16 protein-coding genes are annotated in these 26,295 nt (G+C 72.3%); 13 read left to right on the top strand and 3 right to left on the bottom strand.

The features are described 5' to 3' along the window. Positions 1 to 57: 57 nt before the first annotated feature. The gene (locus LZ199_RS29270) at positions 58 to 483 is read left to right on the top strand and encodes a hypothetical protein (protein ID WP_253997069.1); all 426 of its coding nucleotides are present in this window, start codon (positions 58 to 60) and stop codon (positions 481 to 483) included. A 39-nt stretch (positions 484 to 522) separates the two neighbouring features. Here the strand turns inward: LZ199_RS29270 and LZ199_RS29265 are convergent, their stop codons facing one another. Continuing rightward, on the bottom strand, positions 523 to 3,039 hold the full coding sequence (locus tag LZ199_RS29265) for a protein kinase domain-containing protein (RefSeq protein ID WP_253997068.1): 2,517 nt from the start codon (positions 3,037 to 3,039) through the stop codon (positions 523 to 525). 221 nt (positions 3,040 to 3,260) lie between these two features. On the opposite strand from LZ199_RS29265, the gene LZ199_RS29260 reads away from it, so the two are divergent. From LZ199_RS29260 to LZ199_RS29230, 7 genes are all read left to right on the top strand, one after another. After that, positions 3,261 to 12,809, top strand: coding sequence for a flagellar hook-length control protein FliK (locus tag LZ199_RS29260; RefSeq protein ID WP_253997067.1), 9,549 nt, complete (start codon positions 3,261 to 3,263; stop codon positions 12,807 to 12,809). 20 nt (positions 12,810 to 12,829) lie between these two features. Further along, entirely contained in the window at positions 12,830 to 13,429 is a 600-nt protein-coding gene (locus LZ199_RS29255) for a hypothetical protein (RefSeq protein ID WP_253997066.1), read from the top strand. Continuing rightward, a complete protein-coding gene (queC, locus tag LZ199_RS29250; protein WP_253997065.1) occupies positions 13,429 to 14,121 on the top strand; it encodes a 7-cyano-7-deazaguanine synthase QueC in 693 nt (230 codons plus the stop codon). Before LZ199_RS29255 ends, queC begins: the two co-directional genes overlap by 1 nt. 2 nt (positions 14,122 to 14,123) lie before the next feature. Further along, complete coding sequence (locus LZ199_RS29245; protein WP_253997124.1) at positions 14,124 to 14,822, top strand: M15 family metallopeptidase; 699 nt, start codon at positions 14,124 to 14,126, stop codon at positions 14,820 to 14,822. Between the two features lie 121 nt (positions 14,823 to 14,943). Beyond that, the gene (locus LZ199_RS29240; protein WP_253997064.1) at positions 14,944 to 16,374 is read left to right on the top strand and encodes a YfbK domain-containing protein; all 1,431 of its coding nucleotides are present in this window, start codon (positions 14,944 to 14,946) and stop codon (positions 16,372 to 16,374) included. A gap of 8 nt (positions 16,375 to 16,382) precedes the next feature. Then, positions 16,383 to 18,206, top strand: a complete 1,824-nt coding sequence (locus tag LZ199_RS29235; RefSeq protein ID WP_253997063.1) for a sensor histidine kinase — start codon at positions 16,383 to 16,385, stop codon at positions 18,204 to 18,206. Next, complete coding sequence (locus LZ199_RS29230) at positions 18,203 to 18,907, top strand: response regulator transcription factor (protein ID WP_253997062.1); 705 nt, start codon at positions 18,203 to 18,205, stop codon at positions 18,905 to 18,907. The genes LZ199_RS29235 and LZ199_RS29230 overlap by 4 nt, the downstream gene beginning before the upstream one ends. Before the next feature lie 6 nt (positions 18,908 to 18,913). On the opposite strand, the gene LZ199_RS29225 is transcribed toward LZ199_RS29230, so the two are convergent. Next, a complete protein-coding gene (locus LZ199_RS29225) occupies positions 18,914 to 19,834 on the bottom strand; it encodes a hypothetical protein (RefSeq protein ID WP_253997061.1) in 921 nt (306 codons plus the stop codon). Beyond that, positions 19,831 to 21,693 carry a protein-arginine deiminase domain-containing protein gene (locus LZ199_RS29220; protein ID WP_253997060.1) on the bottom strand — a complete coding sequence of 621 codons (1,863 nt, stop codon included), beginning with the start codon at positions 21,691 to 21,693 and terminating at the stop codon, positions 19,831 to 19,833. Before LZ199_RS29220 ends, LZ199_RS29225 begins: the two co-directional genes overlap by 4 nt. 244 nt (positions 21,694 to 21,937) lie before the next feature. Here LZ199_RS29220 and LZ199_RS29215 point away from each other — a divergent pair, with 244 nt between their 5' ends. The 5 genes from LZ199_RS29215 to LZ199_RS29195 all read left to right on the top strand — a co-directional run bounded on the left by LZ199_RS29215 (position 21,938) and on the right by LZ199_RS29195 (position 26,286). Next, positions 21,938 to 23,572, top strand: a complete 1,635-nt coding sequence (locus tag LZ199_RS29215; protein WP_253997059.1) for a DUF1800 domain-containing protein — start codon at positions 21,938 to 21,940, stop codon at positions 23,570 to 23,572. Between the two features lie 117 nt (positions 23,573 to 23,689). Further along, positions 23,690 to 24,352 carry a hypothetical protein gene (locus LZ199_RS29210; RefSeq protein WP_253997058.1) on the top strand — a complete coding sequence of 221 codons (663 nt, stop codon included), beginning with the start codon at positions 23,690 to 23,692 and terminating at the stop codon, positions 24,350 to 24,352. Between the two features lie 54 nt (positions 24,353 to 24,406). Next, on the top strand, positions 24,407 to 24,640 hold the full coding sequence (locus tag LZ199_RS29205) for an SMI1/KNR4 family protein (protein WP_253997057.1): 234 nt from the start codon (positions 24,407 to 24,409) through the stop codon (positions 24,638 to 24,640). A 1-nt stretch (position 24,641) separates the two neighbouring features. Beyond that, positions 24,642 to 24,986: a hypothetical protein gene (locus tag LZ199_RS29200; protein ID WP_253997056.1), complete on the top strand. Its 345-nt coding sequence runs from the start codon at positions 24,642 to 24,644 to the stop codon at positions 24,984 to 24,986. 70 nt (positions 24,987 to 25,056) lie between these two features. Continuing rightward, positions 25,057 to 26,286, top strand: a complete 1,230-nt coding sequence (locus LZ199_RS29195; RefSeq protein WP_253997055.1) for a DUF1501 domain-containing protein — start codon at positions 25,057 to 25,059, stop codon at positions 26,284 to 26,286. Positions 26,287 to 26,295 lie beyond the last annotated feature (9 nt).

Below are 26,295 nucleotides of genomic sequence, written 5' to 3'. Positions count from 1 at the left end.
TTCCAGTCAGCGCCTCGCACCCCGCGTGGCTTTGAAGCACCGCGCGGTTGATGCGTCATGACGGGCATGAGAATCGCCCTGCTTGTCGGTGGTCTGTTGCTCGCGTCGGGTTGTGTCGTCCACTCGCGCTCACCGCCCCGCCCCGCGCCTTCACGTCCTCCTCCGCGTCCGTCCGCCATGTCCTACAAGGAGGCGGTGGACCGGGGCTTCGGCGAGTGTCGCGCGCGCCGGTTCGACTGTCGGCTCAAGGAGGCGCACCGGACGGGCAACGACGTCTGGAAGGTGAAGTTCTTCGCCTCCGCGCCCGGGGCACAAGGCCATCTGCATCTGGACTACGACGCCTTCTCTCGCAACCTGCTCAAGGTGGACGAGAAGGTGAAGGCGCGGCGTGGTGACCGGCATGATGACGACTGGGATGACGACGACCACCGTCACGGCCATGGCAAGGGGAAGAAGAAGGGCCACGCCCGGCACGACGACTGAGCAGGTGCGGAGCTCGGGCGGTGACTCGCCGCCCGGGCTTCAGCCGCCCTTCTTGTTCAGCGTCTTGATGGCGCGGTCCGCCTCGGACTGGCCGCAGTCGCCAGCCTTGGCATCCTTCAGCTCGGCGAGCCGGATGAGGGCGGGGACAGCGTCCATGTTGCCCAGCGCGCCCAGCCGTCTGGCGGCGAGCTTGCGCACGCCGCAGTCCTTCGACTCCAGGGCCTTGGAGTAGGCCGACACCAGGTCCACGCCGTCCGTCAGCTTTGCGAAGTCCAGGTAGCGCAGCGCGCCCCACTGCTTCGGTGAGTACTCACCCTGGATGAGGTCCCCGAAGTACGGATGCACCCGCTCCTTCGGGAGGTTGGCCAGGAGCTTGCGCAGGTCCTCGTTGTCCAGGCGGCCGAAGTCCTCCGCGAGCCCATCCAGCAGCGAGTCCTCCACCGAGGCGCGGCCCTCCGGGTCCAGCGAGGTGAGCAGGACCCGCTCCTTGTCGTGGTTGCCCAGGGCATGGTGGGTCGCCGCGAGGGCGCGCCGCACCGGGGCCTGCTTCTGCTCCTCGTTCGACGTCTCGTTCAGCAGCGCCAGCGCTTCGTCCTTCTTGCCTTCCTGGAGCAGGGCCATGGCGCGCACGGCGGGGCTGCTCAGATGCAGCACGACGGCCACTCCGCCACTCAGGAGCACCACGGCTCCGAGCACGGCCATCGCCGCGCGCGGCTTCGCACGCGCCAGCACCACCACCTTGCTCACGCCTGTCTTCACACCGGGCGGCACCGTCAGGACCGCGTTGAGGCGGGTCAGGCTCGTGCCCAGCCGCGCCTTGCCCGCGCGCACGGCACTGGAGATGGCGCGCATTCCTCGCGAGAGGGGCGCCATCGCCGCGCGAGTCCGCTGGACCGCTGGAGCCAGGCGCACCGCGAGGGCGTTCTGCTTCTCGAAGCGAGCGCCGAAGGGAGGCCCCTCGGCCGCCTGCTGGCAGCGGTAGAGCTGGAGCTGTTCCTCGCGGCCAGGGAGGGTGATGGAGCCGCAGGGTTCGACTTCCGCCTCGGCGCGGTTGCGCGCCAGGTTCACCGCCTCCGTGAAGGTCACCTGGCCCGCGGCGGCGACGTGCTCCACCGTCTCCAGCACCTCCATGGGCTCGCCCAGCACGGTGTCGGCGGTCAGCAGCACCTCGCCGGCGTGCAGGCACACGCGCACGTGCAGCCGCTCCTCGGCGGGCAGCGCCTCGTTGTGCCGCCACAGCCGGTCCTGCATGGCCATGCCGCACAACACGCCCGCGGTGGGCGAGCGGAACGCCACCAGCAGCGCATCCCCGCGCTTCTGGACGAGCCGTCCCTCGTGCTCCCTCACCAGCGGCATCAGCAGCCGGTCATGCGTCTCCAGCATCCGCGCGTTCTCTTCGTGCGTCTGCCGGCTGGTGCGCTCGGTGAAGCCCTGGATGTCGGTGAGCATCACCGTCAGGTTCTGCGGCTTCACCGTCGACGTGCTGCCGGACAACGTGGGCCGCGTGCCGAAGGCCGCCGTGCCCGTGCGCATGGCCGAGGGCGACGCGCTGTCCATGCCCGGCGAGGACGCCAGTCCGAACGCGGCGGTGCTCTGGCTCGTGCGGCTTGGAAGAGGTGCTGGTGCCGCGTCCGCCGCGCCGAAGACGGACGTGCCGCTGGGGCCCGCGGTGTTCGTCGCTTCTCCCGCGCCGAAGACGGACGTGCCGGAGGGCGTGGTGGTGGTGGCGGGCGCGCCGACGTAGGCGGGAGTCCCCAGGCCGGGCGTGAAGGCGGACAGCGCCGAGTGCGCGGCGGCCAGCGCATCCGCCAGCTCATGCGCGCTCTGGGGCCGCTTCGCCGGGTTCTTCTCCAGCAGGCGCATCACCAGCGACAACAGGCCGATGTAGCGCGTCAGCGAGGGCGCCGCCCTGTCCAGCGGGAGCGGGGCGTGGGAGGCGTGCTGCGCGAGGAAGTGCCGCGCCTGCGGGCCCTCGAAGGGAAGCCGTCCGGACAGCACGCGGTAGATGAGCACGCCGAAGCAGTACAGGTCGCTGCGCGTGTCCACCTTCGCGCCCACCGCCTGCTCCGGCGACAGGTACTCCGGGGTGCCCAGCACCACGCCCACCTGGCTGACGTTGCTCTGCGCGTCCGGCTCCACCAGCCGGGCGATGCCGAAGTCGAGCAGCCGCGCCTGCTCGCCGCGCGCGCCGGGGGAGATGAAGACGTTCTCCGGCTTCAAGTCCCGGTGGATGATGCCTTTGTCGTGGATGGCGGCCAGTCCCTCCGCGAGCTGCTGGAGCAGCGGCAGCGCGCGGCCCGGCGCCATGGGGCCCCGGGTGAGCACGTCGTAGAGGCTCTCGCCTTCCACGAACTCCATCACCAGACAGGCGTGGTCGCCGGATTCGCCGAAGTCGACGATGTGCACCACGGCGGGGTGCTCGACAGCGGAGAGGAGGCGGGCTTCGCGCTTGAAGCGCTCGGCCATGCCGGGCTGCGCGTGGAGGTCGTGGTGAAGGACCTTGATGGCCACCTTGCGGCCCAAGGAGACCTGTTCACCCAGGTACACTTCGCCCATTCCGCCCGAACCCAATGGACGGAGTACTCGGAAGCGACCGTCGAGGACGAGAGAGTCGGGAGCCAGCACGCGGGGCGCATATTGTCCGACTTCGCCCCGGCGCGCATGACGAACAACGCATGCGGCCCTGGGGCCGCCAAGCCCCTCCGGTTGCCCCCCGGGCGGGGGATTGTCATAAATTTCGGGCGCTTGGAGGCCGTGGTAGTTTCCAGGCTCCCGCGATGGCCAACGAGAGCGACTCCCTAAAGCCCACCGCGGCGCCCGATGCGCGCGCCGCTACACCCGAGCTGCGCCTGCTGGACCGCAGGGCGTTCGTGGGCTTCCCGGCGCTCGAAGTCGTCCCCGGGCTGCGCATCTCCGACTTCGCGCTCCAGATTCCGGACGTCAGCTTCCCCTTCAACGTCAGCGCCGGAGCCACGCGTTATCAGCGCAAGAAGCTGCACTTCGGCTTCCTGGAGCTGTCCGTCGACGCGGATCTGGTGACGCGGCGGGTGGCGGAGCTGGCGGGGCGGCTCGCGGGCCTGGAGGAGCTGCGGCTGCACTTCCGTCCCGGCTACCTGGAAGGGCAGGGGCGGCTGCCCGCGCCGGAGCGCACGCCCTTCACGTTCAAGGTGGCCTTCGACGCGGATGGCGAGAAGCTCGCCGTCTATCTCTACGACGTGCGCCTGTACGGGTTCTCTTCCACGCCGTCGGTGCAGGTGCCGGGCCTGTTGTCCGCCGCCGTGGGCGCGCTGGCGCTGGTGCCGGACGTGGAGGTGCGCGGCGCCTCTGGTTTCTCCACGCGCGTGCTGCCCGCGCTGTGTCAGCTCGCGGCGGTGAGCCGTGGCTACAAGATGCCGTCGCTGGACACCGCGCGCCTGTCCGCCGCCGAGGTGTCGAGCACGGGGTTGAAGCTGCGCTTCGCGGCCGGCGGCCTGCCTCCTCCAGCCACTCCGGACGAGGAGCTGCTCCTCACGCTGGAGGGCGCGCGGGCCTTCGCGGACGCCGAGGGACTCATCGCCCAGGGCCGGCTGGCCGAGGCGCGGCAGCAATACCTCCAGGCTGGAGACGCGCAGGAGGCGCACCCTTTCGCCGCCGAGCGGCTGTTGTCGCTGCTGGTGGCGGACCCTCAGGCGCACGAGCTGGCGTTGGATGTGGCCGCCACGCTCCAGCGTCGTCGGGACCGCAGCCCCGCCGCGCTGTGGGGCGAGGCCGTGGTGCGCGAGCGCCGGGGCGAGGGTGCCCGCGCCGCCGAGCGCTACCTGGCGCTGTGCGCGCTGGCGCGTCGCACGTCGGAGGAGGCCGCGGCCTTCTTCTCCGCGGAGGCCGCGGCCCGCTGCTCCCGCGACACCGCGCCCCAGGTGGCGGTGAAGGCGCTGCATGAGCTGCTGGGCCTGAAGCCGGACCACCTGCCTTCGCTGAAGGCGCTGGCGCGTGCGTCGGACCAGGCGCGTGACAGGGCGGGCGCGGTGCGGGCCTACCGCCGTCTGGCGGCGCTCGCGAGAGATCCGCATGAGGCCGCCGACGCGCACGTGCACCTGGCCCGGCTGTGCGCGCAGACCGAGGACGACATCGCCGGAGCGCGCCTGCACTGCGAGGCGGCGCTGCGGCTGTCTCCGGACCAGTCGGATGCGCTGTTGCTGCTGGGTGAGCTGTGCCACCGGGGCGGCGAGCACCTGCGCGCGCTGAAGGCGTTGGACCGGCTGCGCGAAGTGTCCATGGCCCGGCACGAGTTGGACCGCGTGGGCCACGCCGACCTGATGGCCGGTCGCGTGTGGGAAGAGGGCCTGAAGCAGCCCGAGAACGCGCTCCTGCGCTACCGCGAGGCGGTGTCCCTGCTGCCCGGTGAGGCGGAGCCGCTGTTCGCCGCCGCGCGTGTCGCGGAGGGACTGGGCCGGTTGCAGGAGGCGCTCGCGGGCTACCAGCAGGCGCTGGAGCTGGCGGGGCCGGCGCCGCGCTCGGAGGGTGTCCGCCATGCGGCGCACGCCAGCCACCATGCGCTGGCGCGGCTGTACCGCTCCCGTCTGGGAGACCCGGCGCGCGCGCGTGAGCACCTCGAGTCCGCGCTGGCGCTGGACCCTCGCGACGGGGTGGCGCTCGAGGAGCTGATTCCGTACTTCCGCATCACCGGGAAGTCGCTGGAGCTGGCCGACGCGCTGGAGAAGTCCGCCGCGCTCATGGACGAGCCGGCCAGGCGCGCCGCGTCCTGGGCCGAGGCGGGTGAGCTGTATCGCGGTCGACTCCAGCAGCCGGAGAAGGCCGAGCGGCTGTTGCTGCTCGCGCTGGAGGCGGACGCGGACCATCGGCCCGCGCTGGAGTCGCTGCTTGCATTGGCCGAGGCGCGGCGGGATGGGCCGCTGTTGACGCGGTGCCTGTCCGCGCTGGCTCGACTGGCGCCGGACGCGAAGGAGCGCGCGCAGAAGTACCGCCGCCTCGCGGTGGCCGCGCGCGACCTGGCTTTCGATTTGGACCTGGCGGTGCACTCCCTCCAGGAAGTGCTGCGCGCGGAGCCGGATGACCTGCCGGCGCTGGGTGAATTGTGCGCCTTGCAGCGCAAGCGCGCGGACATGGCCGGGCTGGCCGTGGCGCTGGAGGAGCGCGCGCGGGTGGCGGAGGCACAGGGCGACAAGCGCCTCGCGGCGGCGGCGCTGCGAGAGCTGGCTGGGGTGCTGGAGGCCCGCCTGGGCCGCGTGGGTGACGCGCTGGTGTCGCTGGAGAAGGCGGCGCGGCTGGCCCCGGACTCCGCCGTGCTGCTGGACCTGGCGGACCTGTCGCTGCGCTGCGAGCGCCCCGAGCATGCGCGGCGCGCGCTGGAGTCACTGCTGTCCACGCTGCCGCGCACCGCCGCGCCGGAGAAGCTGGCGGACGTGCGCGCCCGGCTCGGTCGCGCGTGCGAGATGCTGGGCGACCGCGAAGGCGCCATCGCCGCGTATGCGCAGGCGCTGCCGCTGCGCCGTCTGGACGACACGCTGGCCGCGCGGCTGGAGTCGCTCTACACAGAGGCCGGCGAGACGCAGGCGCTGGCCGAGCTGTGGGCGGGTCGTGCCCAGGCGCTGATGGGCGCCGACCGCGCCGAGGAGGCCGCTCCGCTGTTCCTCCAGAGTGCTCGCGCCCTGCTGGACCGAGGCGAGAAGGCCGCCGCGCTGTTGCGTTTGACGGCCGCGCTGGAGGCCAGTCCCCAGGGCCCGCTGGCGGCCGAGGTGCTGGAGTCGCTGGCCGAGCTGGAGCTGGAGCGCGGCGAGAAGCTGGAGGCCGCCCGGCTGTACGCGCGCCGCGCCGTGTTGGTGCCGGAGGCCCGCTCCGGCGCGAAGCTGCTCTACCGCGCGTCGTTGCTGGCGGCGGGTACCAGTCGCGAGGAGGCGTTCCTCGCCGAGGCCCTGGAGCGCGACTCGAGTTTCGCGCCCGCGCGTCAGCGTCGCGGTGAGCTGAAGCTGCCCACCGATGCGCGCGCCGCGCTGGAGGACTTCGAGGCGGTGCTGGCGCTGCCTCCGGTGGACGCGGACGCGCCGCGCGAGGCGGAGCGGGTGGCGCTCACGCGCAAGGCCGCCAGTGCCGCCGTGCGCGCGGGCCGGACGGACTCCGCGCGCCGCCTGCTGGCTGAGTACTGCATCCGGGCTCCCGAGGACCTCGACGCCCGCGTGGAGTTGGTCAACCTGCACCGCAAGGCCGGCGCTCGCGAGGCGCTGGCGGACCTGCTGGTGGAGCTGTGGCCGCGCCTGTCCGGCGAGCCCCGGCGCGCGGCCCGTCGCGAGCTGGCGGAGCTGTCCCTCGTCCTCGGCCGTGCTGGCGCGGCGGTGGACTCGCTGCGCAGCCTGCGTCTGGAGGAGCCGCAGGACACCTGGGCGGCGCAGGCGCTGCTCGACTTGCTGCCTCCGCCGGGCACGGGCTCCTCGGACGAGGAAGCCGAGCGCCTGGAGTTGCTGGGCGCGCTGGTGACGTCGGCGACGGGCGAGGACCGCGCCGAGTTGCTCGCGCGTCGTGCCGTGCTCCACCGCGCCACCGGCCGAATCCCCGCCGCGCGCGAGGACTTCTCCGAGGCCGCGAAGCTGTCCCGTCGTCCCGCGGCGCTGTTGCTCGCGTTGGCGGAGCTGGCGCGCGAGTCGGGCGACGAGGCGGGAGAGCTGGAAGTGTGGCGCCGCGCCGTGGTCGCCGATGCCCAATTGGGCACGCGCGCCCGGGAGCGGCTGCTCGCCCTGGCCGTCGTGCTGGCGGAGAAGGACGAGCGGGGGCTCGCGCGCGAGGCCCTGGTCTCCGCCGTGGCGCTGTCCCCGACGGACGCCGAGCGCTGCGACGCGTACTTCGCCCTGGCCGACCTGGCCCACCGCGACGAGCGTCCGGACGACGAAATCTCCGCGCTCGCCGAGGCCGCGCGTCAGGGCCCCACGGCCCGCCGGGTCGAGGCCCTGCTCGCTCGCGCCACGTTGCTCGAAGCGCGCGGGCAGCTCGCGGACGCTCGGGAGAGCCTCAAGGCCGCGCTGGCGCTGGCACCGCGTCATGCGCAGGCCACCGCCTCCTTGCAGCGCGCGCTGCGGGCCCTGGAGGACTGGGCCGCGCTGGCGGAGCTGCTCTCGGCGGAGGCGCCTCATGCTCCTCCGTCCGAGGCGGCGGCGATGTACTCGGAGCTGGCGTCGCTCTACCTGGAGCGCCTGGAGCAGCCGGCTCCCGCCGAAGCGGCGCTGCGCCAGTCACTGCGCTTCGCTCCCGCCGATGCGGACGTGCGACGCCGGCTGGTGTCGCTGGTGGCCGGGCGCGGTGAGCTGCGCGAGGCCGCGGCCCTGCTGGAGACGGCCGCCGAGAGCGCCGCGACGTCCGAGGCCGCTTCGCTGCTGCGCGAGGGCGCCGCGTACGCGCGGGATGCCCAGGACCTGGACCGCGCGCTGAAGCTGGCGCGCAAGGCGCACTCGCTGGTGCCGGCGCGGGGCGCGGAGCTGGCGTCGCTGGCGGAGCTGCTCTACCTGCGCGGCGCGGTGCTGGAGGCCCTGCCGCTCCAGGAGACGCTGGCCTCGACGGCGGACTTCGCGGCGAGTCCCGACGCGGCCGAGTCCACCTGGCTGCGGCTGGCGGAGCTGGCGGAGAGCGCGGGCGAGACGAAGCGCGCGGTGGCGGCGTACCGGAAGCTGCTGCTGGAGCGGCCGTTGTGCGAGCCCGCCGTGCAGCGGCTCTCCTCCCTGCTGGAGAAGGACGACCCGCGCGGCGCGTTCGAGGTGCTCGTCACCCACGCGCGGGCCCTGGCGCCGTCCGAGGACACGGTGCGGCGGCTCGTGGTGCTCGCGGAGAAGGCGCGCGCCGCCCTCGCCGATGCGGGTGTGGCGGCGTCGCTGTTGGCGCGCGCGGCGGAGATGGCGCAGACGCCGCTGCCGCTCCGCCTCCAGCTCGCGTCGCTCTACCGCGACACGGGGCGCTCGCTGGAGTTGCTCGCGGAGCTGCGCCACGTGGCCGCGCTCAGCCTCCAGGTGGGCGACGTGGCCGCGACGCTCGCGGCGTATGACGAAGAGGCGAGACTCGCGGAGGCCACGGGCCGCGCGGACGAGGCGCTCCGGGCGCTGGCGGATGCGCGGGACTTGCTGGAGGCGCGGGGTCGCGCACCCGAGGCCGCCGCGTGCGAGCGTCGGCGTGCGGAGCTGCTGCGCGACGTGAAGCTGGACCTGTCCGCCGCGGAGAGCGCGCTGGACCGCGCCTTCTCGCTGGCGGAGGACCTGGGCACGGCGCGACTGGGCGCGGCGCTCGCGGAGCGCCGGGACGATGCCGACGCCGAGGCCCTTTGGCTGGAGCGCGCGCTGCCCCTGCTGGACGACGCGAAGGAAGCGGCGGCGCTGCGACTGCGGCTGGCGAAGCTTCACCTGGGCGTGCTCTCGGACACGGAGGAGGCCGAGCGCTTCCTGCGCGGAGCGTTGCGGCAGGACCGCTCGCTGGACGAGGCCGAGACGCTGCTGGCCCGACTCCTGGAGCGCGACGGACGGCTGGCGGAGCTGGCCGCCTGGTACGAGGAGTGCGCCGAGGGCGAGGCGGACTCGGAGCGCCGCGCGGCGTTGCTCCAGCGCGCGGCCGTGCTGTACCGCGACAGGGCAGGGCGCCCGGATGCCGCCGCCGCCGCCTTCATCGCCGCGCGGTCCGCTCGACCGGATGACCTGGACCTCACCGCGCAGGCCGCGGAGCTCTTGCACGAGGTGAAGCGCCACGCGGACGCGGCCGAGTTCGATGCCGTGCTGCTGGAGGCCGACCCCTTCCGCGAGCCCGTCTTCTCGCGGCACCGCGCCTTCCTGGAGGAGACGCAGGACGCGCAGTCGCTCGCGGAGTTGATGCTGCGCCGGGCCCAGCGCCAGTCGGATGCCGACGCCGCGGACAGCTACCTCGCCGCCGCTCGGGCCTTCCGCGCGGTGGGTGCTCGCGAGCGCGCGCTGCTGTGCGAGGACCGGGCCTTCGAGCTGAGCCCCGCGAGCGCGGAGGCCTTCGAGCTTGTGCGCGAGCGCGCGGCCGGAGATGTGCGCCGGCTGTCGGAGTTGCTGGCCCTGCGCGCCGCGGCCCTGCCTCCCGAGGAAGCGCTGCCGCTGCTGCGCGAGCGCGCCACCCGACTGCTGGACGCGGGCGAGGCGCTGCTGGCCGCCGAGGCGTTCGACGTGTACCTGTCCAGCTCCGGCGACGACGTGGAGGCGCTGTCCGCGCGCGCCGAGCTCGCCGCCCAGAGTGGAGGCCCCGCCGCCGCGCGCCCGTATGACCGGCGCCTGCTGTCGGCCGGGGGCGAGTCGCTGCCCGTGACGGTGCGCGCGCGGACGTGGCTGCGGCTGGGCCATGCCTCGCTGGGCGCGAACGCGTACCACGACGCGGCGGATGCCTTCGAGTCGGTGGTGTCACTGGAGCCGGAGGGCGAGCGCGGCCGTGAGGCGCTGTCGCTGCTGGCGGAAGTGCACTCGCGCACGGGCAACGCGCCGGGCCTGTACCGGGCGTCGTTGCAGCTCGCGCGGTACGCGGAAGACTCGGCGACGGCGGAGGTGCTGTACCGCCGCGCGGCGGACCTCTTCGATGACCCGAGGGACGCCATCGACGCGCTGCTGCCGCTGGCTCGGCTGCGTCCGGCGGATGCGTCCATCATCGACCGGGCGGTGGCGGGCCTGCGCGCGCTGGGCCGTCACGGCGACCTGCTGGCGGTGTACGAGTCCGGCGCCGAGGCCGCCGGTGGCGTGCGCGCCGCCGAGCTGCTGCTGGCCGCCGCCACCGTGGCCGCCGAGTCGCTCGCGGATGTGGACGCGGCCTGGGAGCTGACCCAGCGCGCGGCCGAGGCCGCTCCCGAGGACGTCACCGCGCTGCGTGCGCTGGTGGCGGGCCTGCGTGAGCGGCGGGAGACGACGCGACTCCTCGATGCGCTGGAGCGGCTGGTGCCGCGCCTGGAGGACGCGGACGAGGCGTCCGTCCTGCGCCTGGAGCTGGCCTCCCTGCTCCGTGACGCGGACCAGACGCCGAAGGCCCGCGAGGCGCTCGAGGCCGTCGTCGAGCGCGGTGCCTCGGGTGCTGGCTACGCCATCGCGCTGGAGGAGCTGGAGAAGCTGCTGGGCGATGTGCCCGCGCGTCGGGCCGAGGTGCAGGTGGCGCGCGCGGAGCTGGTCTCCGGTCGCGAGCGACTGGTGCTCCTCCTGTCCGCGTCTCGGGCCTTCGAGGGCGCGGGCCGGTTGCAGGATGCGCTGAAGGCGGCGAAGGCCGCCGTGGCGACCGAGCCGGACGTGGACGCGGCGATGCGCATCGCCCACCTGCATCGCGCCCTGGGCGAGGCCCCTCGCGCCGCGAAGGCGCTGCTCCAGGCGGCGCGGCTCGCTTCTCCGGAGGAGCGTCCGCCGCTGCTGCTGGAGGCCGCCGACCTCTGGGAGAAGGCGGGCGAGCACGGGGAGGCGCTGGAGGTCATCGAGCGCATCGCCACCGAGGCGCCGGACATCCTCCTGCCTTCGGAGCTGGCGGAGCGCTTCGGTCGGCTGGGCGCCTTCACGCGCGCGCTCCAGGTGGGCTTCGCGCCCGCCATGGCGGCCGGCGAGCTGACGGACGCGCTGGCCATGGCCGCGCAGGCCGGAGACACCGCGCGGACGCGCGAGGCGCTGTGGGCCCTGGTCGCGCAGCCGGACACGGACGCGGCCCATGCCTCCGCGCTCGCGGACGGCCTGCGCGCCGAGCGCGACGCGGAAGGAATGCTGGAGCTGGCGGCCCTCTCCCTCTCGCGGGACGAGGCCTTCGCGGTGTCCCTGCGTGACGAAGTCCTGCGCGCGGCGGATGCCCCGGTGCTCCAGCGCCTGCGGGCCCTGGAAGAGCTGTCGTCCGACGCGAACTTCGGCACCCGCCTCACGCTGCTGTTGCCGGGGTTGGAGAAGCACCCGGAGGCGCTCTCGGAAGCGGTGCTCGGCCGGGTGCGCGTGCTGTCGGATGCCGCGCGGGTGGAAGCGCTGTTGATGGCCGCCGAGGGGTGGACCTCACGTCGCAAGCCGTTGCTGCGTGAGCGCCATGCCCTGGAGCTCAGGCTGGGCCGCTTCGACGCCGCCGCGCGCACGCTGGCGCGGCTCATCGAGGTGGAGGAGGACTCCCGCGTCCGGGCCGCGCTGCACCTGGAGCACGGTGAGCTGCTGCTCAGCCCGCTGGACCAGCCCGACGACGCCCGCGCCGCCTTCGAGCGCGCGCTGGACACGGACGGCACCAGCCTGCCCGCGCTGCGCAACCTGCTCGCGCTGGTGGACGAGGCGAAGGAGCCCGCCGTCTTCGTGTCGCTCGCGGAGCGACTGGCGCTGGAGGAGGGGCCCGACGCGGCCACGCCTCATCGCGAGCGCCTGGCGGATGCCTACGAGGCCCTGGGCCAGGTGGCGGACGCCGTCGCGCAGCTGGAGGCGCTGCCGGAGACCGAGGAGCGGCTGGCCCGCCGCGCGAGGCTGGCGGAGCAGCGCGGCCTCACGGGCGAGGCGCTGCGGCTGCGCGAGCGGCTCACCGACGAACCCGGGATGCTGGAGTCCATCCTCCGGGGCTACCTGGAAGAGCAGCTCGTGTCGCCCGCCGCGCGGCTCGCCGAGCGCCTCTTCGACGCGGGAGTCCTGTCGGCCGAGGTCCTCCGCCTCGCGTGCGAGCGGCTCTCTCCGGTGATTGAGGGCGCGCCGTTCGCCGTGCGCGTCTGGCCGGAGCTCTTGCGCGCCGCTCCGCTGGACGTGGATGGCTGGACGCTCTACGCGGAGGCCCTGCGGCTGCTGGAGCGTCGCGACGTCGCCGAGCGCGCGGATGGCATCGGCGCGGCCCTGTCCTCCAGCACGGCGACGGTGCCCGCGACGACCGTGTCCGCGCTGCCGATGCCCGCGGGCTTCGAGCATCCGCTGCCCCCGAATGCGCTGCCGGTGACGGCCGAGCGCTTCCCGCGACTCTTCTCCGCGCTGCGTCCCATGCTGTCGTCGCTGGGCGGAAGCCACCTGCGGGTGAGCGTGGACCCGTCGGGTGGCGTGGAGGCGTACCTGCTCAATGCGGAGGAGCTGGTGCTGGGCGCGGGCGCGCTCTCGTGCTTCGGCACGGTGGAGCTGGGCTACCTGTGCGCGCTGGCCCTCGTGCTGGGCGCGGACGGCGTGAAGCTGTCGCGTCCCGGCGAGGTGCCCGGCTTCGAGGCGGCGGCGGTGGCGGCCTTCCGAGCGGTCCCCGCCTCGCTCGCCGCGGGGCGCGTCCTGGCGCGGCTGGATGCCGAGGTGCGAGGGAGTGACCCGGCGCGGGTGGATGTGGGCGCGGTACTCGCACGTGGGGGAGCCTTCCGGGCCGTGGCCCTTTCCGTGCTCGACGCCGGGTAGCCGTGTAGCCTCCGCGCCGTATGCGCCTGAAGCACTTCGCCCTCTCCGTCTTCCCCGCCGCCGCGCTCGTGACGGCCATGGCCTGCTTCTCGGACCCCGTGTACCCGGGCAATCAGCTCCTGGGCACCTTCCAGTTCGAGGCGCGGTTGGACCCGGCCAACACCACCTGCGACGCGGCGATGCCGGAGTTCGCGCAGCTCGACGACGGCGGCGTGTTCCGCTTCGAGGGCACGTTCTCCAAGAACGATGACGGTGGCACCGGCTGGTTCACCGTGCAGGGCTTCGACCGCGAGGCGAAGTACGAGGGGCAGCTTGTCGACTCCGCGCTCAAGGCGACGGCGCCGCGCGCCTCCTGCGGCACCGGCTGCAAGGACTCGCAGATTGAGGAGTCGCTCAAGGTCACCCTCTTCAGCGACAGCCAGGCGGGCATCCTCAACCGCAACTGCAACGCGTTCGACGGAGGCATCCCCGACGCCAGCCCGCCGGCCCCCACGGAGAACGGCTACGACGTGTCCCTGGCGTGCGGTTCGCTGACAGATGTCTTCCTGCCGGGCTCCTGTACGTGTACTCCCACGACGTGCAAGACGGCGTACAAGGTGCAGGGAGTCCGGAGGGACTGATGGCGAAGCGTGCGGTGGTGTTGATTTCGGGCGGCCTGGACTCGACGACGTGCGTGGCCATGGCGAAGGCGAAGGGCTTCGAGCCGGTGTGTCTGGCCGTGGCGTATGGCCAGCGGCACGCGGTGGAGCTGGAGCGGGCCCGTGATGTCGCGCGCGCCATGGGCGTGAAGGACTTCCGGGTGGTGAACATCGACCTGCGCCAGATTGGCGGCTCGGCGCTCACCGCGGACATCGACGTGCCCAAGGACCGGCCCGCCGACGAGATGAGCCACGGCATCCCCGTGACGTACGTGCCGGCGCGCAACGCGCTGTTCCTCTCGCTGGCGTTGGGGCTCGCGGAGGTGGTGGGCTCCACGGACATCTACATAGGCGTCAACGCGGTGGACTACAGCGGCTATCCCGACTGCCGGCCGGAGTTCATCCGCTCCTTCGAGCAGATGGCGAACCTGGCCACCAAGGCGGGCGTCGAGGGCGCGAGCTTCACGGTGCACGCGCCGCTGTCCGGACTGACGAAGGCGGACATCATCCGCGAGGGCACGCGCCTGGGCGTGGACTACGGGATGACGCACTCCTGCTACGACCCGGACGCGCAGGGGCTCGCGTGCGGACGCTGTGACAGTTGTGTGCTGCGCAAGAAGGGCTTCGAGGAGGCCGGAGTCCCGGATCCGACGCGCTACACGGTGGGGGCATGAGCATGACGACGCGGCTGGGTTTGGCGGTGGTGCTGGGGCTGTGCGTGGGCGGCGAGGCGCTGGCCCAGGACGCCGGGGCGCAGCAAGCCCCCGCGACGGCGAAGGGGAAGTCGAATGCCGCGACGGGCAAGAGCGCGAAGCCCGGTGACATCGCGCCGCTCGTGGATGCGATGACGGTGGTGGAGGACCTGGCGCTCGACCTGAAGTACGCGACGGCGGACAACTTCCTGAAGAAGCAGGTGTACCCGGACACGGCGCGCTGCCTGCTGCTGCCGGAGTCCGCGCGCAAGCTGAAGGCGGCGGCGGACGCGCTGCGGCCCAAGGGCTACCGGCTCAAGGTCTACGACTGCTACCGGCCCCGCGCGGTGCAGTACGAGATGTGGAAGATCATGCCCGTCCCTGGCTACGTGGCGGACCCGAAGAAGGGCTCCAACCACAACCGGGGTGGGGCGGTGGACCTGACGATGGTGACGCTGGAGGGCAAGGAAGTGGAGATGCCCACGCCCTTCGACACCTTCACTCCGGCGGCGCACCACGGCTACGCGGGTGGCACCGAGGCGTCCCGCCAGCACCGCGAGGTGTTGCGCGAGGCGATGGAGGGCGCGGGCTTCGCTCCCAACCGCATGGAGTGGTGGCACTACGACCTGCCCGATGCGAAGTCCCGGCCGGTGCTGGACGTGCCCTTCGCTCCGGTGAAGTAGCGCCGAGCGTCCAAGGTGCCCTGGCTCCATGATGGAACCGTGATGAAGCCGGGCGCCACCTGCGGCACGCTGGGCTGAAACCGAAGGGAAGGCTCCGCCCGGTGTCCGCGTTGGTCCCACGATGAAGACCGCTCTCCTGCGCTCCCTGTTCGGTGTCCTCCTGTCGTGCCTCGCCACGTCGGCGTCGGCCCAGGGCGGCTCGGGGACGGTGTCGGGCACGGTGCTCCAGGCGCGCGGCCAACCACCTCTCGCGGGAGTGAAGGTCTCCGCCGCGTCCCCGGCCCTTGTGTCGCCGCGCACCGTGCTGACGGACGCGCGGGGGCACTACCAGCTCCCCTCGCTCCCGGCGGGCCTCTACACGCTGCGCTTCGAGAAGGAGTCCTTCCAGGCCGCCACGCGCGCGGACGTGAAGGTGGAGGCGGGCCAGACGCTCACCGTGTCGGTGGAGTTGTCGCCCCTCGCCTCGCCGCTGCCTCCCGCCGTGGCGAGCGGCACTGCGTCCCAGGCCTTCTCGCCGCTGGCGCCGTTCGCCCCGCCGCTGCGGCTGGAGTCGGATGGTGTCGCGTGGATGGTCGTCCCCCGGGCCGGAGACATTCGAGACCGGGCGCCGCCCTGGGCGCTGCCCCAGGTACCGGTGCTCGGCCCAGACGGGGGCATGATGCAGAGCCTCTTCACGCCGGGCAGCAGGCCCCTGCGCGACTCGGACACGCGAGGCCATGGCGTCAATCCGACCATCGACACGGAGGAGGAGCGCATCTCCACGTACACGTTGCAGGTGAGCACGGCGTCGTACGCGCTGACGCGAGGCTACCTGGAGCGCGACTCCCTGCCGGCGGAGGAGGCCGTGCGCGTGGAGGACTTCGTCAACAGCTTCGGGCCGGGCGAGGACGGCGATGTGGTGGGGCCGTTCGCCATCCACGTGGAGGGCTTCCCGTCGCCTGGCCGCAAGGGCTACCACGTCGTGCGCGTGAGCGTGCGGGCCCGCGAGGCCTTCACCGACGTGGGCGTGCAGCTGGAGTTCGACCGGAAGGCCGTGGCCCGCTACCGCCTGGTGGGGTACGAGAACCAGTCCGCCACGCCGGAGCCGTTCGACGATGACGCGGAGCCGGTGCCCGTGCCGCTGGCGGCGGGCGCCTCCGTCACCGCCGTCTACGAGGTGAAGCTGATAGGCCCCGCCATCGCCTTCGGCACGCTGCGCGTCCTCTACGAAGAGGGCGAGAACACCATGTGGCGCCGCGTGCAGAAGCTGCTGCCCTCCAGCGTGCTGCGCTCGTCCGCCACCCGCGTCGCGCCCTCCACGCGGCTGACGTACGTGGCCGCCGCCTTCGCGGAGAAGCTGCGCGGCTCGTACTGGACGCGCACGCTCGACTGGGCGCGGCTCCATGCGCTCTGGCAGGAGATTGGCGAGCCGCTGGCGAGTCGCCCGGACGTGGTGGAGCTGGGCACGCTCATCAAGAAGGCGGGAGCGCTGGACCAGCGCAAGGACCGCTTCGGCCCCCCGGGCTCGCTGTCCAACATGGACCCCGACAACCTCCCGGGCCCCGGAAGGTAGCCGCGAGCATGCTCCGCAGGTTGCTTCCCATGCTCGTTGCCCTCGTGCTCGGCCTCGCCGGCCTTGGCTGGGGGCTGGGCTACCTCCATCGCATCTTCGCCAACGAGCGGGAGGACGCGCGCCTCTCGCTCGACTCCCGACGCGAGGCGCTGGAGCAGTACGCCCGCGCGTCGTTGACGCAGTCACTGCACGACAAGCTGGAGGCGGCGAAGCCCGCCCTGGAGGCCGCGGTGGCGGACCCGCTCGCTCCCGCCACGGGCCTGTACCTGCGCGAGCGCGGCACCCAGGTGCTGCCCCGCCTGGCGCTCCACGACACCGGTGACGTGTCGCCCGCCCGCGAGCGCTATGCGCGGCTGCGTGCGGGCACCGAGGTGGCGGAGGACCTGGAGGACCCGTGGGCGGAGCGGCTCGCACGGACGCGGGCGGTGGAGCTGGCGCTCGCGCGCGGAGACCGTCGGGCCTCCACGGTGGCGTTGATGGCGCTGCTGCAACATCGCTCTCAATACGTGCTCGCCTCCACGCGTGACGTGCCGGGCCTGCTGGTGGTGCTGGAGTCGCTCGCGGAGCGCGGCGACCCGGTGCCGCAGCTCATGCAGGCGCTGGTGCGTGACGGACTGGCGGACGGCAAGGGGGGCCGGTTGGATGGCCTCCAGCGGTTGCTGCTGTCACGCCGCTCGCGCTTCACCCCGGTGGACTTCCAGTTCCTGATGGAGCGGGTGGCCGCGCTGTCCACGAGGGTGGGCGCGCCGGTGGACGACTTCGCGTCGCGCGCCCGAGAGCTGACGGCGAGCCCGCTGCCCCTGCCGGCCTCCCTCCCGAGCCCTGCCCTGGTGCGCGCCGGGTGGTACCTGGAGCCGCGCGGTGGCAACCAGGTGCGCGGCGTGGCGGTGGACGCCACGGAGTTGCTGGCGTCACTCACCCGCGAGATGCGCGAGCGTGGGTTGCTGGACTCAGAGGGCAGCGTGCGACTGCTCGGAGACGCGCCGGTGCTGTCGCTGGAGGCGCTGCCGCTGGCGGTGGCCACGCCCGAGTGGGCCCGGGCGGAGACCGCGCTGGAGCGCCGCTACCGCTTGAAGACGGGCATGGTGGTGCTGTGCGCGGGGCTGGCCCTGGGCATCGCGGCGCTGGCCTTCCTCGCGCAGCACCGCAAGTACCGCTTCCTGGAGCTGAAGAGCGACTTCGTGGCCACCGTGTCGCACGAGCTGCGCACGCCGCTGGCCTCCATCCGCCTGCTCGCGGAGACGCTCGAGTGGAGGCTCGCCGAGGGCACCGACGCCCGCGACTATCCGGCGCGCATCGTCCGCGAGGCGGACGGCCTGGGCTTCCTGGTGGAGAACCTCCTGTCCTTCAACCGCATCGACAAGGGCCGCTGGGTGCCCCGGTTGGAGCCGGTGCGCCTGGACGAAGTCGTGTCGCTCCTGCGCCGGGACTTGGAGTCCTGGTCGAAGGTGCCCGTGGAGCTGGAGGCGGAAGTGGGGGACCTCACGCTGCGAGCCGACGCCCAGCTCTTGCGCCTGCTGCTCTCCAACCTCGCGCGCAACGCCTGCGCCTACAACACGCGCAGCCCCGTGCGTCTGCGCGTGGAGACACTGCCCGGCGGACGCGTGCGCTTCTCCGACAACGGCGTGGGGATTCCTCCGGCGGACTGGGAGCGCGTCTTCGGAGAGTTCGTGCGCCTGCCAGGACAGGGCCGGGAAGTCGCCGGCAGTGGCCTGGGCCTGGCGCTGTGTCGCCGCATCATGCGCCTGCACTCCGGTACCCTTCGCGTGGTGGCCTCCAGTCCCGAGGGCACCACCTTCGAGCTCTCTTTCCCCCCGAACGCGACGCCATGAACCCCACCCAGCCCACCATCCTGCTCGTGGAGGATGACCCGAACCTGCGGCTCGCGCTGCGCGACAGCCTGGAGCACCAGGGCGGCTATGCCGTGGAAGAGGCGGCCACCGTGCGCGAGGCTCGCGAGCACCTGGCGCGACGGACCTTCCAGCTCCTCCTCCTGGACGTCATGTTGCCGGACGGAGATGGCTACACGCTGTGCCGGACGCTGCGCGAGGAGGGCGTCACGTCGCCCGTGTTGATGCTCACCGCGCGCACGCTGGAGGACGACGTCGTGCGCGGCTTCGAGGCGGGTGCGCAGGACTACCTGGGCAAGCCCTATCGCCTGCGCGAGCTGCTGGCCCGGGTGGGTGCGCTGGTGCGCCGCTCGGGCGGCGGTGCTCCGGCGAAGCAGGTTCGCTTCGGCGGCTACCGGATGGACCTGGACCGCCGCAAGGTGGAGACGCCCGAGGGCGCCAACGTGGAGCTGACGCGCACGGAGTTCGACCTGCTCGTCTTCCTGGTGCGCGAGCGTGAGCGCGTGCTGCGCCGCGACGACATCCTGGACGCGGTGTGGGGCCGCGACGTCGTCGTGGACCCGCACACCGTGGACAACTTCGTCTCCAGCCTGAAGAAGAAGCTCGGGTGGAACAGCGCTTCGCGCTTCGCCATCCAGACGGTGCGCGGCGTGGGCTACCGCATGGAAATCGAGGCGCCCTGACGCGTCTCAGCGCAGCGGGTTGTTCCGCATCCGCTGCTCCAGGTCCTCCAGCGCGGCGTGGCGCGGCTCCGCGGTCCGGGCCCGCATCGCCTGGATGAGCGACGCCGTCTCCGGCGCATCCACGCGCAACAGGGCCTGGGTGATGGCCTGCTGGACGTCGCCGGTGTGGTCCACCCAGGCACTGACCAGGGCCTCGGCGGCCACGCGGCGCACGGCGCCTTCCTCCGAGCGGGACTTCGACTGCGAGGTCTTCCACGCCCAGAAGGAGCCGACGTCGCCCAGCGCCACGGCGAGCCGACGCGCCTCCGAGGGCGCCGGATTGAGCGCGAGGGCCTCCGCCAGCGCCTGTGCCATCACCAGCCTGCGACACCGGCCCATGGCCTCGCGCACCGTCTCTCCGCGCGAGCCCTCCTGGCGGGACAGGGTGATGAGCAGCGCCGCGGCCTCAGGGGACTCCAACTTCGCCAGGGCCGTCGCGGCGGCACGGCGCGCGGGGCGCCGGGTCTCCGAGCCTTCCAGCAGGCGCTTCCACAGCGGCAGGAGGCGCGCGTCCCGCAAGTCACCGGTGGCCTCCACCATGCCCACCTGGAGGGCCAGCTTCGCGGAGTCGCGCACGGGCTGCGGCGCCTGCCCCGCGTCGTCGAAGGCGAGCCGCTCCACCATGGGCCACAGCCCCTGTGCGCCCAAGTCGCGGAACAGCGCCGCGGCGGCGGCGAGCGTGCCCCGCTTCCTCGCGTCGAGGACCGTCACCTGGGGGATGACCGCCTCCAGGCGCACGAAGGCTTCCGGCGTCTCCTTGCGCGCGCGCGCCACCTCCTCGCGGAGCGCGCCCAGCCCGTCGTCGGTGCCTGTCTGCGCGTGGGCGGAAGGGGCGGACAGCATCAACAGCAGCGCGGCTCCCAGGCTCCAGGTCAGTGCGCGAATCATCGGCCGCTCTCCCACCACTTCGCTGAAGGCACGTCGCGCGCGCTGTTCGTCGCGCAGTGAATCTCGCCGCCGCCCACGTGGTAGAGGTCCCAGGTGTCCGTCCAGTGCACGCGGATGCCGTGCGGGGCCAGGGCCTCCTCGAGTTGAACCTTGAAGATGTCCTTCCCGTCGATGACGAGCCCATGCGGGTCCGGCGCGATGACCAGCGAGCGCGACACCGACAGGAGGTTCACCGTCCCGGGTTGCAGCGCCGTGGCGCCGTTGGGCGCGCTCTGGAAGAGGAAGGGCACGCGGACAATCTCGCCGTCGGTGAGGCCCGTCTCCGCGCGAAGGATTCGCAGCTGCTCGTCGATTTCGAGCGCCGCCCGCGCGCTGGTGTCCATCACCCCGGCATGGTCCAGCAGCGCTGACACCGTCACCTCCGCGGGGCGGTCGTACAGCCAGCGCCTGTCCTGGAAGAGCTTGGCCTCGCCGTGTCCCTCCTCCAGGGCCTTCATCAACATGCGCCGCGCCTGGGCGGGGTCGGCCACCAGCGCAATCCAGCCGCGCGGTGTATTCGCCGGCAGGAAGCTGAGCGTCTCGTCCACGTGCGCCACCGCGAGCCAGGACGTGTCCACGTACACCACCGGCTGGACGCCCTGCGCATCCAACATCTTCGTGAAGCTGGGGTCGGGCTGGAAGTCAGGCTCGGAGCTGGGGCCCCGGCCGCGCAACATGCGCCCCAGGGGATACTTCACGCCGTCCTTCTCATAGGGAGGAATGACCTCCGTGTTGCCCAAGGAGTTGAGCGTCTGGGATTCGGCGGACAGGCCTGGCTGGTATTGCGACACCGCCGCCTGGTCCCTGCCTCGGAGCCAGTAGACGATGCGGCCCGCCTCGCGCAGCGGAACCCGGGACGAGTTCCAGTTCGTGTTGGCCGCCCGGTAGTTGACCTGGATGACGTGCTGAGCGCCCCGACCCCCCAGCCTGGGCATCGACATGTACGCGGGCTCGAAATAGTCCTGCGCCCACAGGTCATCCACCGCGAACTCGGAGAAGGCCGTGGGCTCACCGGACTCGGCGAGCGCCCCGCCCAACTCCTGCCGGAAGCGCGACGAGTCCTCGTCATCCAGCCGCGACACGTAGACGTTCCGCACCGGCGTCAGGTGGTGGAACATCACCACCGGCGCGACGCGCAGGCGCACCGTGTCCTGGAAGCGCTCCGTCGGCCGGTCCACGTGGTAGATGGTCAGCACCACGTCCGCGTACCCGTCCCACACGTCCGGGTCCCTCACGATGTCCTTCGCCTCGATGGCGATGCTCACGCCCTCCCTCAAGTCCTTCGCGGACAGGGGCAGGAGGTTGGGGATGCGGAACGAGAAGAACTCGTCGCCAATCTGCTTGAACAGGCGCACCTTCTCGCTCGCGGCGCCTCCCACGGAGACGGTGCCCACCGCGTAGTCCGGGGCCTCCGCCCAGCGCTCCACGCGCAGCCGCGCCAGGTCCCACAGGTCCTCGTCTCCGTTGACCTCCGAGTCCGCCGCGTCGTTGCAGGCTTCCAGCACGTCATCGCTCATGGCGGAGGGAGACATGCTGAAGGCACACCGCTTCTGGTCGTCGTCGATGTTGGCCAGGAAGATGGCGCCCCGCTCGGCGGTCCACGTCTCCTCGTCCGCTTCGTCCGCCGCGCTCACCGTGCCATCGCGATTCACGTCCGCGAGCAGGTTCACATGGGGTTCGAAGGGCGCGGTGAGGCGGTCCGAGCTGCCGCTCGTGTCGTTGTCCCAGTTGAAGGCGTCGCAGCCGCTGAGCAGCATCAGCGAGAGCAGCACGCCCAGGGACGCTCTCGCGGGGACGCGCATGTCGGGTGAAGGGCTCATGTAGGTCCGGGTCGATGGTTGACCGGCCTGGTGCCGGGGGGCACCCATCCATCGTTGGAATGCATACGAAAGGTATCCTGGCCCCAGGTTCAAGCAACGATTGGTGAGTCCCGGGGCGGTCCTCGCGCGGCAAGTGATGGTTGACATCGCGAGTGCTTTCGTCGAGGCGGCCCCTGGGGAGGGCAGACGAGCGTCGATGAACGCGGCGTAACTTCGGGGGACTCCGAGGGTTCATGTTCCTGTCATGCGCCTCGTGTCCCTCAGCTCCCTGGCGGTGGTGCTGCTCTCATGTGCGAGCACCCCGCACCCTGTCGCTCGCAGTGAAGCGCCGCCGGATTACGGCCCCGGGGCGGAGGTGCACCTGCTTCAGCGGTGGGCCTTCGGGCCGTCGGAGCGGGACCTGGCGGAGGTCCGCCGGCTGGGCGTGCGGGGCTGGGTGGAGGCGAGGCTCGCGCGGAAGGATGCGTCGGTGTCTCCGGCGTTGGAGGCGAAGCTGCAGGAGTTTCCCACCCTGACGATGTCGATGGGTCAGCTCCTCAGCGACTACCCGGCGAAGAAGGAGCGGGAGCAGGCGCTGCTGGATGGCCGCGAGTTGGAGAGGCCCGCGCGCATCGGCCTGGAGCTGTCCGCCGCCAAGGTGCTCCGGGCGGTGGAGGGGTCCAATCCGCTCGAAGAGGTGCTGGTGGACTTCTGGTTCAACCACTTCAACGTGTCCGCGGACAAAGGCGCGGTGCGGTGGATGGTGACGTCCTACGAGCGCGACGCCATCCGCCCGCATGTCTTCGGACGCTTCAGGGACTTGCTCGAGGCGACGGCGCGCCACCCGGCGATGCTCGTCTATCTGGACAACTGGAGGAGCACTCGCGACGGCATGCCGAAGCTCGGGCAGCGCCTTTCGAGGCGCGGCGTGGCACCGATGATGATGGAGGAGGACGGAGACGGCGATGACGAGCCCGCCGTGTCCGGGCCGAGGCCCGGCCTCAACGAGAACTACGCGCGCGAGCTGCTGGAGCTGCACACGCTGGGCGTGGACGGGGGCTATTCACAGCAGGACGTGCGAGAGGTGGCACGCAGCTTCACGGGGTGGAGCATCCGGCATCCTCGCCGCGCGCCGGAGTTCCTCTTCCGGCGGCGGGCGCACGACCTGGACGCCAAGGAGGTCCTAGGACAGGTCATCCCCGCGCGTGGTGGCGAGGAGGATGGAGAGCGGGTGTTGGACCTGCTCGCGCGTCACCCCGCGACGGCGCGCCACCTCGCGACGAAGCTGGCGCGGCGCTTCGTCTCGGACACGCCGCCGCCGGCGTTGGTGGACCGGTTGGCGAAGGTGTTCCTCGACTCGGAGGGGGATTTGCCCACGATGTACCGAGCGCTCATCGACTCGCCGGAGTTCTGGGCGCCCGAGGCACGGGGGGCGAAGGTGAAGACGCCATTCGAGTTCGTCGTGTCGGCGTTGCGCGCGACGGGGGCCCAGGTGGAGGTGCGTCCCAGGTTGGTGCAGGCGCTGGCGAGGATGGGGGAGCCCCTCTACCGCGCGCCCGCGCCCACGGGCTTTCCGGAAGTGGCTGCGCCGTGGGTGAACAGTGGCGCGCTGGTGGCCCGGCTCAACTTCAGTCTGGATCTGGTGTCGGGGCGACTGCCGGGAGCACGTGTGTCACTGGCGTCACTGGCCACACCGTCGACGCCCACGGCGGAGGCCTGGGTGGACACGCTGGGGCGCGCGCTGTTGGGGACGACGCCCTCGGAAGAGACACGGGCCACGGTGCTCGCGGCGCTGTCCAGGCGCAACGAGGCCGCCAGCGCCGAAGGAGAACCGAGCCCCGTGGATGTGCAGCTCGTCGCCGGGTTGTTGCTCGGCTCTCCGGAGTTCCAGCGGCAATAGATTGCTAAAGACACACGCTCATGAGCCGTGCCCTGTTGCGTTATCGAGACAGAGGACGCACGGCGTCCGGACCGACCCGGGAGCCAGTCCCGCTGGAATGCGGATAGACTTCCCGCCATGGACAGAGTCGCCCTCTTCTTCTGGCTGTGGGTGCTGTTCCTCGCGGTCAACGTGATGTGGGCGCTGGCGCAAGCGGTGGTGGCGAGTGCCTTCGGGGCACGGCCGCTCGCGGTGCGCATCGGCTACGGGCCCCAGTTGGTGGCATGGCGCATGGCGGGCATCGGCTGGAGCCTGCACCCCATCACCCTGGGCAGCTCCGCGTCGTTCGTGCCGGAGGCGGAGGAGGGCTCGACGGAGACGCTCAAGAGTCGGCTGCTCAAGCTGCCACCTCCACTGCATGCGCTGGCCCTGGCCGTGCCCTGGTACGTGCAGATTGGCGTCGCCATGGCGTGCCTGGGGCCCGCGGAGGGCTTCCATCAGTTCACCGAGGGCTTCCCCGCGGTGTTCAACCTCGCCGCGCTGCCGGGCCGCGTGGAGCGCTTCGTCGGGTTGCTCCGTGACGGAGAGCTGGTGCGAGCGTGGGGCATCATGAGCGCGCGGATGGCGTCCCTGAACCTGCTGCCCATTCCTTCACTGGCGGGCGGCTACCTGATGCTCCTGCCCTGGCGTGACAAGTCGCCGACGCCGACGTGGGTGCGCCCGGTCGCCGCCGTCCTGCTCGCCATCTCGCTCGTCTGGGCCGTGTGGGTCGCGTCCCTCTTCGTCAGGGCCATTCTCTAGGCAGGTGTCACGAGGGGGCGCTGGCGGCCGAGCAGCCGGGGTATTTTCGAGGGCATGTCCACGGTCATCGAAACCATCGAGGCACTGAACGCGCGCCTGACGCGCGAGAAGGAGCTTCCTCTCGAATCCGTCCGCATCACTCCGGTCTCCGCGAAGGAGTTGCTCACGCTGGAGCGCGAGCTGGGCAAGCAACTGCCCGCGAGCTACCTCTGGTTCATCACCGAGCACGGCTTGTTCAGCGCGACGGACTTCCAGGGGCAGGAGCGCTCACGGATGCTGAGCCCCTGAGGTGCTGGAGGCGCACGCGTGGTCGAAGGAGTTCATCGACGAGGGCTGCTTCGGCGATGAGAAGGACGAGCTGGAAGCCGCCGTGCTCGAACGCAAGGTGCGCAGCCGGTTCATTCCCTTCCAGTACATCGCCCACTCGAATGTGAACGACTACTTCACCTTCGACCCGGGCGTGCGACGTGACACCGGGCCGCTCATCTTCCAGGCCTACCACGACGACTTCGACCTCGCGGCCTGGCTGCTGGATGAGGCGCCCGATGTCTCGGGCTGCACCTTCGACCTCGAGGAGCACCTGCGTTGGGTCCTTCGCGAATGTCTGGAGGAAGGGAAATGGGGGCGTTCGTAACTTCCAGCGGACTCCGGTGTTGTGTCGCTGGACGGAGCCTCTCTCCACTCGCCGGAGCTTCACGGAACCCATGAGCCTGATGCTGTCCCGACGCCTCCTGCTGCGCGCCCTGGGCCTCTCCGGTGTGGGGCTGGCCTTCGCCCCCTCGCTCTCCAACCGAGCGCTGGCCTCGCCGGCCTCGCGCCGCACCCTGGTGACGGTGTTCCTGCGGGGCGGTGTGGATGGTCTCTCCCTGGTGCCTCCCGTGGAGGACGCGGCCTATCACCGCGCGAGGCCCACGCTGGCGCTGCGCGCGACGGGCGAAGGCGCCGCGCTGAAGCTGTCGGGGCCCTTCGGCCTGCATCCCCGCTTGGAGCCCCTGCTGCCGCTGTGGAACGAAGGCCGCCTCGCGGTGCTGCACGGAGTCGGGCTGCCCACGCCCGTGCGCTCGCACTTCGACGCGCAGGACTTCGTGGAGTCGGGCACACCGGGCCGCAAGTCGACGCCGGACGGTTGGCTCAACCGCGCCCTCATCGCCGAGGAGTCCGCCGCGCCGCTGCGGGCCGTGGCCCTGCAAGCCACGCTGCCTCGCGCGCTGTTCGGTGACGCGGGTGCGCTGGCGATGGGACGTCTGGAGGAGTTTCGCCTCCGCGCGGGAAAGCGGGGCGCCGAGGCGACGCGGGGCTTCGCGGCGCTCTACGCGGGCGCAGTGGACCAGGCGCTGCGGACCACGGGCCAGGGCGCCTTCGATGCGCTCTCCCAACTGGATGAGGAGCACCTGGCGCGGCTGCCCCCCACGTCGGGCGTGGAGTATCCGCGCGGCCCGCTGGGGCAGCGGCTCGGCGATATCGCTCGGCTCATCCGGGGCGACGTGGGCCTGGAAGTGGCGGCGACGGAGATGGGCGGCTGGGACACGCACGCGGCGCAGGGCGCGGCCACGGGCACCTTCGCCAACCGGTGCGCGGAGCTGGCGGGCGCGCTGTCCGCCTTCGCGCGGGACGTGGGCCCGCTGCTGGAGCAGGTGACGGTGGTGGTGCTGACGGAGTTCGGCCGCACGGTGCGGGAGAACGGCAGCCGGGGGACGGACCACGGCGTGGGCAGCGCGATGCTGGTGCTCGGCGGCGGTGTGAAGGGTGGCCGCGTCTACGGGCGCTTCGAGTCGCTCACTCCGGACCGGCTCCAGGATGGCCGGGACGTGCCCGCCTGGACGGACGTGCGCGCTCCGCTGGCCGAGGTGCTGCGTGCCTGCCGTCCTGGCGTGGACCTGACCCGGGTGTTCCCTGGCTTCACCCCGGGCCCGTCGCTGGGTCTCTTCGCGTAGCGCGGGCCA

It is taken from the genome of Myxococcus qinghaiensis, assembly GCF_024198215.1.
Taxonomy (GTDB): domain Bacteria; phylum Myxococcota; class Myxococcia; order Myxococcales; family Myxococcaceae; genus Myxococcus; species Myxococcus qinghaiensis.
This window is presented reverse-complemented; position numbering and strand designations above follow the sequence as displayed.

What these genes read in the sequence shown, in the direction of transcription:
- LZ199_RS29260 (WP_253997067.1), top strand. Translation starts at nt 3,261, where the DNA reads ATGGCCAACGAGAGCGACTCCCTAAAGCCCACCGCGGCGCCCGATGCG.
- LZ199_RS29210 (WP_253997058.1), top strand. Translation starts at nt 23,690, where the DNA reads ATGGACAGAGTCGCCCTCTTCTTCTGGCTGTGGGTGCTGTTCCTCGCG.
- queC (WP_253997065.1), top strand. Translation starts at nt 13,429, where the DNA reads ATGGCGAAGCGTGCGGTGGTGTTGATTTCGGGCGGCCTGGACTCGACG.
- LZ199_RS29255 (WP_253997066.1), top strand. Translation starts at nt 12,830, where the DNA reads ATGCGCCTGAAGCACTTCGCCCTCTCCGTCTTCCCCGCCGCCGCGCTC.
- LZ199_RS29240 (WP_253997064.1), top strand. Translation starts at nt 14,944, where the DNA reads ATGAAGACCGCTCTCCTGCGCTCCCTGTTCGGTGTCCTCCTGTCGTGC.
- LZ199_RS29245 (WP_253997124.1), top strand. Translation starts at nt 14,124, where the DNA reads ATGACGACGCGGCTGGGTTTGGCGGTGGTGCTGGGGCTGTGCGTGGGC.
- LZ199_RS29265 (WP_253997068.1), bottom strand. Translation starts at nt 3,039, where the DNA reads ATGGGCGAAGTGTACCTGGGTGAACAGGTCTCCTTGGGCCGCAAGGTG.
- LZ199_RS29215 (WP_253997059.1), top strand. Translation starts at nt 21,938, where the DNA reads ATGCGCCTCGTGTCCCTCAGCTCCCTGGCGGTGGTGCTGCTCTCATGT.
- LZ199_RS29205 (WP_253997057.1), top strand. Translation starts at nt 24,407, where the DNA reads ATGTCCACGGTCATCGAAACCATCGAGGCACTGAACGCGCGCCTGACG.
- LZ199_RS29225 (WP_253997061.1), bottom strand. Translation starts at nt 19,834, where the DNA reads ATGATTCGCGCACTGACCTGGAGCCTGGGAGCCGCGCTGCTGTTGATG.
- LZ199_RS29270 (WP_253997069.1), top strand. Translation starts at nt 58, where the DNA reads ATGACGGGCATGAGAATCGCCCTGCTTGTCGGTGGTCTGTTGCTCGCG.
- LZ199_RS29220 (WP_253997060.1), bottom strand. Translation starts at nt 21,693, where the DNA reads ATGAGCCCTTCACCCGACATGCGCGTCCCCGCGAGAGCGTCCCTGGGC.
- LZ199_RS29235 (WP_253997063.1), top strand. Translation starts at nt 16,383, where the DNA reads ATGCTCCGCAGGTTGCTTCCCATGCTCGTTGCCCTCGTGCTCGGCCTC.
- LZ199_RS29230 (WP_253997062.1), top strand. Translation starts at nt 18,203, where the DNA reads ATGAACCCCACCCAGCCCACCATCCTGCTCGTGGAGGATGACCCGAAC.
- LZ199_RS29195 (WP_253997055.1), top strand. Translation starts at nt 25,057, where the DNA reads ATGAGCCTGATGCTGTCCCGACGCCTCCTGCTGCGCGCCCTGGGCCTC.